The sequence below is a fragment of the Sphingobium sp. R-21 genome (genome assembly GCF_049913335.1).
In the GTDB taxonomy this organism is placed as follows: Bacteria; Pseudomonadota; Alphaproteobacteria; order Sphingomonadales; family Sphingomonadaceae; genus Sphingobium.
The window spans coordinates 390826-402436 of sequence record NZ_CP184374.1 but is presented as its reverse complement, the minus strand read 5'-3'; the positions used below and the strand labels follow the sequence as shown (position 1 = coordinate 402436).

Sequence of the window (11611 nt, the reverse complement as noted above, 5' to 3'; positions counted from 1 at the left end):
GTTTATTTGGAAGAAATGACACCTCAATAGGGGATGAGGTCGAGCTTGGCGGATAATCGAATAAGAGTATTTTCAGAAGTGGTTGCCATCGATGCTTGGCACCAGCCTATCCAGGTTTCTGATTATTCAGCTTCAGTGCACGTCGATGTTACTTTCAAACAAGGAAGAGTTGGCGGAAACGATGATCGGTTCCCGTTCACCTTTCGTCTATCCTTGAAAAAGGCTACGCTGTTGGTAACGGTGGAGAGCCCGCTAGAGGTCGATAGGAAGTCCGTCGCTAGGAACGTCCCCGAAGCCCAGGTGGAGTACTCTCGCATCAAGCTGGCAAGGGAAAGCGCCGTAGCAAGGTTAGCAGCAGGCGCACGCCTCACGCCTTCTCACGTGAGTGCACATTTGAATGCCGCTGCGGAACTCAACGGTGAACATTCCGATCAAGTAGAGAAAAAATTGTCCTTAAGCACTCCGCCGACGATGGTGACATACGAACCGGTGGATCGATCAAACTATAGGTGGACTTTATCGCCAGTGCTTGAAGATGAACTTTCTGGCCAACCTTGGGACCCTGTTTCCAATCCGAGACTACGTATGGGATCATCTAAAACCTTGGGCAGGATTGAACCCATCATTAAAGCAGAAATATTCTGTGCTTTGGAAGACTTGGAAATATCGGATATAAAGCCTAAGGAAAAGCCTACGATATCAGCAAAAATTCATGATTTTGTTTTCGGTGATGAGAATAAGGCGGTCGCTATACAGCACCTGAAGCTTCTTTTGAGAGACGCCGATCTAGACCCCGGAAGCTTAGACAATCGATTTTCTGACGTTCTCTTAGCGAGCGTGATTGCTTTGGAAGATAGAAATGCCTGATTTTTCAGAGGGGTTGTTAAAAGCCTTAAAAATACTTCGTTCAGATAAAAAGTCCTTGAAAGAACTTGCTGGAATTTCTGGTGTAGATGTTTTCCGTTTCTTTAATCATGCTGACTTACGGAATTTAGACTTATCTCATCAAGATTTGACGGGTCTTAATTTTTTTGGAGCGGATTTCGGTAATACAAGGTTAGACGGCATTTCTTACGATGTTGGAGCATTCAATGGATCGAAAGTTTTGGAGAAATACTCTTCTCTGATCGACGATTTTGATTTTTGTCTTTCAGACATCCTTGATGATCTTTTCAAATATCTTTACGTTTTCGTTCAGATTCGACCAGAATCTTTAGAAAGAACTATATCAACTTTGAGAATATCGTATCAAGGGTTAGCAAATCATAGCAACATTAATGTTGGAACTTTGAGGAAGGCCCGTAGAGGCGAAATTATAGCATTGGAAACTGCTCAAAGCGTTGCCTCGTCACTTCTCCAAATTGAAGATGAGAAGTCACGTGATATAGAAAGTCAGCTCAAATTTAAAATAGACCTTCGTCAGAGGCGTAGAAATCTTTTATTGCAGCCGATGATAAAATTGAGTCAATTCAGTAATAGTGATGGATTCAAGATCATCAGAAGCGTTGATTTAAGATTTTTTACCACTAATAGAGAAGTAATAAAGAGAAATATATATGACGGTCTGGAGGATCCGCAGTACCGTTTCATTCCGAGCGTGATAGAAAACTTCCTCACGTAGCTTCTTCGAAGCGTATCGCGCTAAGGCCTACGAAATCACCACTGTTGCAACGGCACTAAGCGTTACCATTTTGTTCTGTCCTACAACCCCTCACCCCTAATACCGTCCCGGCAAACCCTCCCATAAAAAGGAGCTTTGCCATGTCCTACCACTTCTCCTCCCTCCCCACGGCCGCCGATCAAGTCCGCGCCGACGGCTGGAGCCCCGCCCGCCAGCGCGCCTTCCTCGAAACCCTCGCCGCCACCGGCATCATCCGCGCCGCCTGCGAAGCCGCGCAGATCAGCACCCGCGCCGCCTATGCCCTGCGCATCCGCCGCGACGGCGCGGCCTTTCGCCTCGGCTGGGACGCGGCCATCCTCATCGCCCGCGCCCGCCTCGCCGATGATCTGCTCGCCCGTGCGCTGACCGGCCATGAGGAGGTGATCCGCAAGGACATGGAGGCAGGCGAAATCACCCGCCACCGCCACGACAACCGCCTCGCCATGTCGATGCTCTCCCGCCTCGACCGCATGGCCGACAGCCCGCCCGCGGGGTCCGACGCCGCCCTCGCCCGCGTCGTGGCGCAGGATTTCGCCGCCTATCTCGACATGCTCTGCCCACAGGATCAGACAGATGCAGATCAGGCGGAGGCGGATCGCCCCGGAACCCCACCCTCCCCGCACGCTTTGCCCGACCCCGCCACCCTCGATGAAGCGCCCGCGCTCGAACAGGCCGCCGCCGCTTTGTCGCCGGGCGCCTCCGCCGCGCTGTTCGTCGCCGCCCGCATGGCGCTGGGCGAGGGCGGCAAGACCCCCTTCCATCCCTTCGATGAACGGTGTGAACTTCGGCCCATTCCGGCCGTCCCGCCGGTCGAACGCGCCAGCTTCCCGCCGGATGAAGCCGCCGCCCGGCTGCGCGGCATCTGGTGGGATGAGGAAAGGGACGGCTGGCGCACCGACTATCCCGCCCCGCCCGGCTTCGACGGCGACGAAAGCGACCTCCACTACGACATCGACGCCTATGAGCGCGACCTGACCATGGCGGAGGAGGAAGCGCTGGCCATCCGCGTGGAGGCGCAGCGCCGCCCCTATGAACATGCCGCCGCCCGCGCCCGCGACGTCTTTTTCGGCTTCGCCGCGCTGGATCGGGCGGGCTGATCGCACCCGCCGGATCGGGCCGCCGCGCCCGCCGATTTGCTATTTGGCACCCATGGCCCTATATAGGGGGTGCTACAGTCGCAAATCGACGGTCTTTCGGCGCTTTGCGGCACCAAACTTCCTTCTTTCCCTGCCCCTCTAGCGCCAGGCCCGTCCACACGGGACGCGCCCACGTAAAGAAGGAAATACCCAATGAGCATCGTCGGAACCGTCAAATTCTTCAACGCCGACAAGGGCTATGGCTTCATCGCCCCCGATGACGGCACCCCGGACGCCTTCGTCCACATCACCGCCGTCGAGCGTGCCGGCCTCGCCACCCTGCGCGAAAAGGACCGCGTCTCCTATGATCTGGAGCAGGACAAGCGCGGCAAGATGGCGGCCGTGAATCTTCAGCACGCCGAATAAGGACGGGGTTAAGCCCGAGCGGCGTCTGAGCATTGCCAGGATGCTGATGCGTCAGCATCACTGCATCCTGACATAAGACGCCGCTGACAGGCGGGGCGCTGTTCGCGGCGCCCCCCACTTTGAAAGGAGCGTCCCATGGCCAGCCCCGATTTCCGCGCCCTCGCCCGCCAGGCCCGGATCGAAGCCGACGCCGCCACCCTGGACAATGTCCGCCAGCGCTGCCTGCGTTCCGAAGCCGCCTTTCTGGTCATGGCCCGCCGACAGGAATATGTCGACGAAAGCCGCGCCCGCCGCATCGCCGGCACGCACTGAACAGCCGCCCGACTCCTCATATCGACGGCGCTGCCCGCTCTGCCGCACCGCCCCGGAACCGATCCGCGCCGCCACGGTTATCCTTGCAAATTCCCCACGGAACAAGGAGCCAACCCCATGATCCGCACCCTGATCTTTGGCGCGATCGCAGGCTATGTCGGCAAGAAACTCTATGACGAAGGCAAGCTGACGGAGTTCAAGGACGACCTCGTCGCCCGCTACAACCAGGCCAGGTCCGACCTCGACAATCGCCGCGCCAGCGACACCACGCTGACCAGCCCCAATCTCGCCACCCCCACCGCCAGCACCGCCGGCACCGCGCCCCTCACACCCTGAGCGGCCACCCCCTCATTCCCTCCCGGCGGTGAATACCCTCTCGCCGCTGGCACCACTGCCCGCCCGGCTGCCTTCCCCCTTTCGGCGCCGCGGCGGGCAGACTATTTTCGCGCAACTTCCTCCCCTCCCGCGGGTTGTCACTCCAGCAGGGAAAGCACAGGAGAAAATGACAATGCGCACCCCCCTACTCGCCGCCGCGCTGCTTGCAATGCCGCTGACGGCCTGCGTCTCGGACGGCGGCGGCTACGGCTATGACCGCCCCAGCTACGGCCACGGCCCCCATCACGGCGGCCGGCCCATCGGCGACAATGACTATATCTACCGCGACAATGACGGCCGCTATTATTGCAAGCGCGACGACGGCACCACCGGCACCATAGTCGGCGCCATAGCAGGCGGCGTATTGGGCAACATCATCGCCCCCGGCGGCTCCAAGACGCTGGGCACCATCTTGGGCGGCGCAGGCGGCGCACTGGCGGGCCGCGCCATAGACAAGAACGACGTCCGCTGCGAATAAAATGAAAAAAAGGGCGCGGACCCAAGGCCCGCGCCCTCAATCTGAACCCAAAGGCGAGGCGCTTACAGCTTCTCGACCAGTTCCGGCACAACCTTGAACAGGTCGCCGACAAGACCGACATCCGCCACCTGGAAGATCGGCGCATCCTCATCCTTGTTGATGGCGATGATGGTCTTGGAATCCTTCATCCCCGCCAGATGCTGGATCGCCCCGGAAATGCCGACGGCGATATAGACTTCCGGCGCGACGATCTTGCCGGTCTGCCCCACCTGATAGTCGTTGGGCACATAGCCCGCATCGACAGCAGCGCGCGAAGCACCCACCGCCGCGCCCAGCTTGTCCGCCAGCGGGAAGATGGTCGCCTCGAACGTCTCGCTGTCCTTCAGCGCGCGGCCACCCGACACGATCACCTTGGCCGAGGTCAGCTCCGGCCGCTCCAGCTTGGCGATCTCCGCGCCGACGAAGGACGACAGCCCCTTGTCCCCGGTCGAAGCCACGGCTTCCACCACGCCGTTGCCGCCTTCCTTGGCCGCCTTCTCGAAAGCAGTGCCGCGGACGGTGATGACCTTCTTCGCATCCTTCGACTTGACGGTTGCAATCGCGTTGCCGGCATAGATCGGACGAGTGAAGCTGTCTTCGCTCTCGACCGACAGAATGTCGCTGATCTGCATCACGTCGAGCAGAGCCGCCACGCGCGGCGCGATATTCTTGCCGTTGCTGGTGGCAGGCGCGACGAACGCGTCATGACTGCCCATCAATTCGACGACCAGCGGCGCGACATTCTCGGCCAGCGCATGCCCGAAGGCTGCGTCGTCCGCGACATGGACCTTGCCCACGCCGGCGATCTTCGCTGCTTCGGCGGCAACGCCCCCGACGCCCTGGCCCGCGACCAGCAGATGCACTTCACCCAGCTTCGATGCAGCGGTGACGGCGGAAAGCGTCGCGTCCTTGACTGCGCCGCCCTCATGTTCAACCCAAACGAGCGTCTTTGTCATGCTGCAACTCCCAGAGCCTTGAGCTTCGCGACCAGTTCATCGACATCGGCCACCTTCACGCCAGCCGAACGCTTGGCCGGTTCGACCACCTTGATCGTCTCCAGGCGCGGCGAGATATCCACGCCATAGTCTGCGGGCGTCTTGGTCGCGAGCGGCTTCGACTTCGCCTTCATGATGTTGGGCAGCGAAGCATAGCGCGGTTCATTGAGGCGCAGGTCAGTCGTGATGATCGCCGGCGTGTTGAGCTTCACCGTCTCCAGCCCGCCGTCGACTTCGCGCGTGACGCTGACCTTGTCGCCCTCGACCTCGACCTTGCTGGCGAAGGTGCCCTGCGCCAGGCCCAGCAGCGCGGCCAGCATCTGGCCCGTCTGGTTGCTGTCGTCGTCGATCGCCTGCTTGCCCAGGATGATCAGGCCAGCGCCTTCCTCTTCCTGCACCTTGGCGAGCAGCTTGGCCACGCCCAGCGGCTCGACATCAGAGCCGATATCATCTGGGGTCTGGATCAGGATCGCCCGATCGGCGCCCATGGCGAGCGCGGTGCGCAGCGTTTCCTGCGCCTTGGCAACGCCGATCGACACAGCCACAACCTCGGTCGCCACGCCCTTTTCCTTCAGGCGAATGGCTTCCTCAACCGCAATCTCGTCGAACGGGTTCATCGACATCTTGACGTTCGCCAGATCGACGCCCGTCCCATCCGCCTTCACGCGCGGCTTCACATTATAGTCAATCACCCGCTTCACGGGCACAAGGATCTTCATCTCCAACATCCTTCCTTCATTCACGCCAAGCTCGCAAATGCGAACGCGGGCGCGGGCAGCCCGTTACCGGACCACCCGCACCCCTTGGTGTCTTGTTCAGGCGAAAAGCTGCGTCAGGCTGCCTTCCTCACTTCCGCCACGATCTTCTTCGCCGCGTCGCCCAGATCGTCCGCCGGGACGATGGCCAGACCCGAAGCGGCCAGAATGTCCTTGCCCTGCTGGACGTTCGTGCCTTCCAGGCGGACGACCAGCGGAACCGACAGGTTCACTTCCTTGGCGGCGGCGACGATGCCCTCGGCAATGATGTCGCACTTCATGATGCCACCGAAGATGTTGACGAGAATGCCCTTCACCGCCGGGTCCTTCAGGATGATCTTGAAGGCCGCAGTCACCTTTTCCTTGTTGGCGCCGCCACCGACGTCCAGGAAGTTGGCGGGAAATTCGCCGTTCAGCTTGATGATGTCCATGGTCGCCATGGCCAGGCCCGCGCCGTTCACCATGCAGCCGATATTGCCGTCGAGCTTGATGTAGGCGAGGTCATATTCGGACGCTTCGACTTCCGCCGGATCTTCCTCGGTCAGGTCGCGCAGTTCGGCGATGTCCTTGTGACGGAACATCGCGTTGCCGTCGAAACCGACCTTGGCGTCGAGGACCAACAGATTGCCCTGCTCGGTCAGCGCCAGCGGATTGACTTCGATCTGCTCGGCGTCGGTGTCGAGGAACGCTGCATAGAGCGAGGCAGCCACCTTGGCAGCCTGCTTAGCCTGATCGCCGCTCAGGCCCAGGGCGGCGGCGACCGAACGACCGTGATGCGGCTGGAAACCGGCGGCCGGATCGACAGAGAAGCTATGGATCTTTTCCGGGGTCGAGTGGGCGACCTCTTCAATGTCCATGCCGCCTTCGGTCGACACTACGAAAGCGACCCGACTGCTGCCGCGGTCGACCAGCAGGGCGAGATAGAATTCCTTCGCAATGTCGGCGCCGTCGGTGATGTAGAGGCGGTTGACCTGCTTGCCCGCTTCGCCGGTCTGGATGGTGACCAGCGTGTTGCCGAGCATGTCGGTGGCGTGGGCTTTGACCTCATCCAGGTTGAAGGCGAGGCGGACACCGCCCTTCGCTTCAGGAGCGAGTTCCTTGAACTTGCCCTTGCCGCGGCCGCCGGCGTGGATCTGCGACTTCACGACATAGAGCGGCCCGGGCAGCTTCTTCGCCGCTTCGACAGCTTCCTCGACGGAGAAGGCGGCATAACCGGCAGCGATCGGCGCGCCGTATTTGGCCAGCAATTCCTTCGCCTGATATTCGTGGATGTTCATGGGGCTCGCCCGTCCTTTCCGCTGAAACTCTTCTGGACAGCGGCTAAGCACAGGCAGGGAGCCAGCGCCAGAAAATTTCGCAAAATGACTTTGCAAAATTGCAAAACCTTTGCGAAGCGACAGCGCGGTTATTGCGAAATCAGCGGTCGATGGCGCAGACGATCGCCGCCTTGCTCGTCACGGCAAATATCTCTGGATCCTCCAGCGCGCGGACCTTGAAGAGGAACCGGTCCACCGTCATGTCGCCCATGTGAGATTTGCGGAGCGAGGCCAGCGACTGGAGCCTGCGGAGCTGCGCCAAACTCAGCCGATCGACCATCCTTTCCGCCATGCAGCCCGCCATGCGGGGAGACACGCCCGCATCGATCAAACCCGTTCGCAGGCGTGATTCGGGCGAAACCGTCGCACAGGACATCAGGAAGAGAGAAGCGCCAAGCCCGCAGGCCAGCGCACGGAAAGGGATGGCTGTCATCCCGCCTTCATGGCAAGCATGGCCTGAACAGGGGCTAAATATTTGCCATGGCCAGCGGAGAAAAAGAAAGATGGACCGGATTTTCACAGCCTTTGCCCACCGTATCGCAAGTTGGTCTGGCCAGCCTGCCGCTTTCATCCTGGCGGCGCTGATCATCCTGGCCTGGATCGTGACCGGCCCGATCTTTCATTACTCCGACACATGGCAGCTCATCATCAACACCGGCACGACGATCGTCACCTTCCTGATGGTGTTCCTGATCCAGAATGCGCAAAATCGGGATGGCTCAGCCATTCAGGCGAAAATGGACGAACTGATACGCGCCCTTTCGACAGCACGGAACGAGTTCATCGGCATCGAACATCTGACCGAAGCAGAACTGGAGCAGATAAAGTCCATGCTGGAAAAGGAATGCGGTGACGATGCAACGCATCATGAATCGATAGCGCGACTGATCAACCGGCTTTGACAGAGGGGTCGTCACGACCAGAGTATCGTGGGGAAATGCGGGGACGCTTAATGGGTCAGATCGACCAGATTTTCATTCTGACGCCTGTAGGCATCGATCTGATCCGTATAGCCGCGCGCAAGACCCTCATAGGCTTCCCGGCCCTTCGCCGACCGGCTCATCTGCGCACGGATCAAGGCGACCTGCTGCCTGTGCAGCAGATAATTTACATCCATCTCCCTATTCATATTCACCCTCCTACCTGATCGTTGAAAAGATTGGCTGGAGTTCGCATCAAGTGCGATTCGCTCTGCGGCAGCGTCAGGATAACACCGGCCCAGTAGCTATACGATTCCGTCCGACGCATGGGAAAGGCGGCTGGACGAGTAAATCAGGATCTTCAGCGGTATTTGGCACGTCGCAGGACAAGATATCCCGTCACGGCCGAAAGCCGCAAGCCAGCGAGAATGCTGCCGAAGATGCCGATCTGCTTGCCCAGACCGCGCTTCAATTCCGGCCCGGCCTCCGCATGAACAAAGGCATGATGGAGATGCCCCGCAGGCCCCGGCAAATTGGCGAACAGCATGGCCAGGGCGACAGCCCCCATCAGCAGGAGGCGGCCGCCCGCCCCGCTTCGCTTTTCACAAAATCGCGCAGCGCCGAGGAGCGCCGATTGATCATGCTGCTTGCTCCTGTGGGAGTGGGCTGGAAGAGGGCTGAAGATCGATGTTCATTCCGATGTCGCAACCAATAAATGTTTGAGAATCAATTCTTTGCTGCCATAGCGCGTCCGGGGAATACAGGGAGCCGCATTCCGTGGGGGAGTCCATCTTCGTTATTCTGGCGAGGGTTCATCATGAAATTCTGCTGTTCGCGGTTGTGGGACTGGCGATTGGCGGGATCGATGATTTCATTATAGACTCCGTGTTCCTGTGTCGTCGGCTGTGGCGCAAGCTGGTTGTCTATTCGCGCCACGAGCGAATGACGACGGCGACCCTGCCGGCTTCGCGGCAGCCGGGCCGCATCGCCATCTTCATTCCCGCCTGGCAGGAGGCCGATGTGATCGGCCGGATGTTGCGCAATGCGCTGAACCGCTGGGGTAATCAGGACTACCGCATCTTTGTCGGCATTTATCCCAATGATCGAGCCACCCTGGATATACTGACCCCCCTTGCTTCTGGCGAAGAGCGGCTGATCCTGTGCATCAACGAACGCGACGGGCCGACCACGAAGGCCGATTGCCTGAACCGTGTCTGGCGCGCCATGCTTCAGGAAGAAAGACGTACCGGATCGCGCTTCAAGGCGATCGCCCTGCATGACGCGGAAGACGTGGTTCACCGCGATGAAATCCGACTATTCGACGTGATGACGGACCGGTTCCAGCTCGTTCAGCTTCCGGTCCTGCCCCTGCCCGGCAATGGCGGCTGGTGGTCGAAGCTTATCGCCAATCATTATTGCGATGAATTTGCGGAGAGCCACGGCAAGTTCCTGACCGTGCGTGAAGCCATGGGCGCCTCCATGCCCTCGGCTGGCGTAGCGTGCGCATTTGAACGGCAGATGCTGGAGCGGCTGGCGAATGCCGGCACCGGCGGACCATTTGATCCGGAATCGCTAACGGAGGATTATGAGGTCGGCCTGCGCATCAGCAACATGGGCGGACGGGGCATCTTCGTACGTATGCGCGACGGAAATGGCGATCTCGTCGCCACCAGGGAATATTTTCCCGACAATCTGAAGGCAGCCGTCAAGCAGAAGGCGCGCTGGATGGTCGGCATCTCACTTGCTGGCTGGGACCGCATGGGCTGGCAGGGCGGCCCTGCCGAATGGTGGATGCGCATGCGGGACCGCGCCGCCGCCCTTTCCGCCTTCGTCCTGTTTACCGCCTATCTCGCCCTGCTGCTCTGGGGCGTGCTGCTCGTCGCGGGCCTGTTCAGCGACGTCGCCTTCGCCAGGATCTCCCCCGTCATCGAAGTCCTCTTGTGGATCAATTTCGGGTTCATGAGCTGGCGAATGGCGATGCGGGCGATTTTTTCCGGCATGGCTTATGGATGGGTTTTCGGACTGGGCGCCATACCGCGCACGCTGATCGCCAATATCATTGCCATGATGGCCGCCAGACGGGCCATGCTCCTCTATCTTCGGTCGCTCATCGGCAGGCCGCTGACCTGGGACAAGACACAGCATCGTTTTCCGGATCTGGAATCCCAGGCATGAACAAGGCGGCCAGCGGACGCCCGGTCCGCTTCTTCACGCTTGTTATAGCCGGTTGGGTCACCATCCGTCTGGCGGGGACCGGCTTCGACCTTCTCGGCGGCGCAATGGGCGGTACCGGTGAGGGTCCATTCCGTCCTACGACTTATGCGACCAACGTAGGAATCACAGCCGAAGGGCATGGTCCGCCAGTTCGGCAGAGCGGGCCGCCGCAAAGGCTGACATCTGCCGCCGCAGCGCCGGGACTGGCGCTCATGGCATCGTCACCATGGGCCAGAGCAACAAGGATCAAAGCAGCCTTGGCACCCGCCGCACCCGCTACAAAGGAAGCGGCGTCGACCGAGGAGGTTTCGGGCAAGGTCATGGAAGCCGCTCCATCGATCAACCCTTCACCTGCCTTGCCCCTGGCCTACCCGCCAGCCGCTGGCACCAGCCGTTGGCATGGCAGTGCCTGGCTGCTGTGGCGCGACGGCAGTGCCCCCCGCGCCGATGCCGCGACCGGCGGACGGCTGGGCGGATCACAGGCGGGTTTCCGCCTCGATTTCGACCTGACCCCGCGCGCCTCCAGCCGAGCGACCGCTTATGCTCGCGCCAGTGCTGCATTGAACAAGCCGGTCTCTCCCGAAGGCGCGCTGGGCTTGGCATGGCAGCCAGCGCGCACCGTCCCCGTCAGCTTCGCCGCTGAACGACGGTTTGCCCTGGGCCAGGGCGGGCGCAACGCCAATGCCGTGCTGGCGGTCGGCGGTTTCGGCCCGACGCGGGTCGCGCCGTCCCTGGAAGTCGAAGCCTATGCGCAGAGCGGCATGGTCGGTTTCCGGTCACGCGACCTGTTCGTGGACGGCAAGATCTCGCTGCTGTCGCCGCTCGGCAACGCGCCCGTGCGGCTTGGCGCAAGCCTTTCCGGCGGGGCGCAGCCGCAGGTGGAGCGACTGGACATCGGCCCGGAACTTCAGATCCGCCTGCCCATAAAGCCTGTCGGCGCCAGGCTGAGCGTCGAATGGCGGGAACGGATCGCGGGGCGTGCCGCGCCGGCTTCCGGCCCGGCAGTAACGCTTGGGGCTGATTTTTAAGGCGGAGCGCCTTTATC

General features: G+C 60.5%; 16 protein-coding genes. 10 read left to right on the top strand and 6 right to left on the bottom strand.

Annotated elements, in window-relative coordinates:
* The first annotated feature begins 45 nt into the window (after positions 1 to 45).
* The 7 genes from ACN9MX_RS01825 to ACN9MX_RS01795 all read left to right on the top strand — a co-directional run bounded on the left by ACN9MX_RS01825 (position 46) and on the right by ACN9MX_RS01795 (position 4327).
* A complete protein-coding gene (locus ACN9MX_RS01825) occupies positions 46 to 867 on the top strand; it encodes a hypothetical protein (RefSeq protein WP_363824945.1) in 822 nt (273 codons plus the stop codon).
* Complete coding sequence (locus ACN9MX_RS01820; RefSeq protein WP_363824943.1) at positions 860 to 1621, top strand: pentapeptide repeat-containing protein; 762 nt, start codon at positions 860 to 862, stop codon at positions 1619 to 1621. Before ACN9MX_RS01825 ends, ACN9MX_RS01820 begins: the two co-directional genes overlap by 8 nt.
* Before the next feature lie 140 nt (positions 1622 to 1761).
* Positions 1762 to 2757, top strand: coding sequence for a hypothetical protein (locus ACN9MX_RS01815; RefSeq protein WP_363824941.1), 996 nt, complete (start codon positions 1762 to 1764; stop codon positions 2755 to 2757).
* Between the two features lie 192 nt (positions 2758 to 2949).
* Positions 2950 to 3162, top strand: coding sequence for a cold-shock protein (locus ACN9MX_RS01810; protein ID WP_363735342.1), 213 nt, complete (start codon positions 2950 to 2952; stop codon positions 3160 to 3162).
* Between the two features lie 135 nt (positions 3163 to 3297).
* Positions 3298 to 3474, top strand: coding sequence for a hypothetical protein (locus ACN9MX_RS01805; RefSeq protein ID WP_363753788.1), 177 nt, complete (start codon positions 3298 to 3300; stop codon positions 3472 to 3474).
* 117 nt (positions 3475 to 3591) lie between these two features.
* Positions 3592 to 3810 (top strand): hypothetical protein, encoded by a 219-nt coding sequence (locus ACN9MX_RS01800; protein WP_363753786.1) that lies wholly within the window; start codon positions 3592 to 3594, stop codon positions 3808 to 3810.
* A 172-nt stretch (positions 3811 to 3982) separates the two neighbouring features.
* Positions 3983 to 4327 (top strand): glycine zipper 2TM domain-containing protein, encoded by a 345-nt coding sequence (locus tag ACN9MX_RS01795; protein ID WP_363735346.1) that lies wholly within the window; start codon positions 3983 to 3985, stop codon positions 4325 to 4327.
* Between the two features lie 62 nt (positions 4328 to 4389).
* Here the strand turns inward: ACN9MX_RS01795 and ACN9MX_RS01790 are convergent, their stop codons facing one another.
* From ACN9MX_RS01790 to ACN9MX_RS01775, 4 genes are all read right to left on the bottom strand, one after another.
* Entirely contained in the window at positions 4390 to 5322 is a 933-nt protein-coding gene (locus tag ACN9MX_RS01790; RefSeq protein WP_363824939.1) for an electron transfer flavoprotein subunit alpha/FixB family protein, read from the bottom strand.
* Entirely contained in the window at positions 5319 to 6080 is a 762-nt protein-coding gene (locus ACN9MX_RS01785) for an electron transfer flavoprotein subunit beta/FixA family protein (protein WP_363736964.1), read from the bottom strand. Before ACN9MX_RS01785 ends, ACN9MX_RS01790 begins: the two co-directional genes overlap by 4 nt.
* 113 nt (positions 6081 to 6193) lie before the next feature.
* Complete coding sequence (gene sucC, locus ACN9MX_RS01780; protein WP_426387223.1) at positions 6194 to 7393, bottom strand: ADP-forming succinate--CoA ligase subunit beta; 1200 nt, start codon at positions 7391 to 7393, stop codon at positions 6194 to 6196.
* A 139-nt stretch (positions 7394 to 7532) separates the two neighbouring features.
* Positions 7533 to 7865, bottom strand: a complete 333-nt coding sequence (locus tag ACN9MX_RS01775; RefSeq protein ID WP_363735692.1) for a hypothetical protein — start codon at positions 7863 to 7865, stop codon at positions 7533 to 7535.
* Positions 7866 to 7935: 70 nt separating this feature from the next.
* Here ACN9MX_RS01775 and ACN9MX_RS01770 point away from each other — a divergent pair, with 70 nt between their 5' ends.
* Positions 7936 to 8334, top strand: a complete 399-nt coding sequence (locus ACN9MX_RS01770) for a low affinity iron permease family protein (protein ID WP_363735691.1) — start codon at positions 7936 to 7938, stop codon at positions 8332 to 8334.
* Between the two features lie 47 nt (positions 8335 to 8381).
* On the opposite strand, the gene ACN9MX_RS01765 is transcribed toward ACN9MX_RS01770, so the two are convergent.
* Positions 8382 to 8561 carry a hypothetical protein gene (locus ACN9MX_RS01765; protein WP_133651642.1) on the bottom strand — a complete coding sequence of 60 codons (180 nt, stop codon included), beginning with the start codon at positions 8559 to 8561 and terminating at the stop codon, positions 8382 to 8384.
* Positions 8562 to 8713: 152 nt separating this feature from the next.
* Positions 8714 to 8920 (bottom strand): hypothetical protein, encoded by a 207-nt coding sequence (locus tag ACN9MX_RS01760; RefSeq protein WP_363735690.1) that lies wholly within the window; start codon positions 8918 to 8920, stop codon positions 8714 to 8716.
* Between the two features lie 209 nt (positions 8921 to 9129).
* On the opposite strand from ACN9MX_RS01760, the gene ACN9MX_RS01755 reads away from it, so the two are divergent.
* Positions 9130 to 10527 (top strand): glycosyl transferase family protein, encoded by a 1398-nt coding sequence (locus ACN9MX_RS01755; protein WP_363824934.1) that lies wholly within the window; start codon positions 9130 to 9132, stop codon positions 10525 to 10527.
* Positions 10524 to 11594 (top strand): hypothetical protein, encoded by a 1071-nt coding sequence (locus ACN9MX_RS01750; RefSeq protein WP_363824931.1) that lies wholly within the window; start codon positions 10524 to 10526, stop codon positions 11592 to 11594. The genes ACN9MX_RS01755 and ACN9MX_RS01750 overlap by 4 nt, the downstream gene beginning before the upstream one ends.
* Positions 11595 to 11611: the final 17 nt, after the last annotated feature.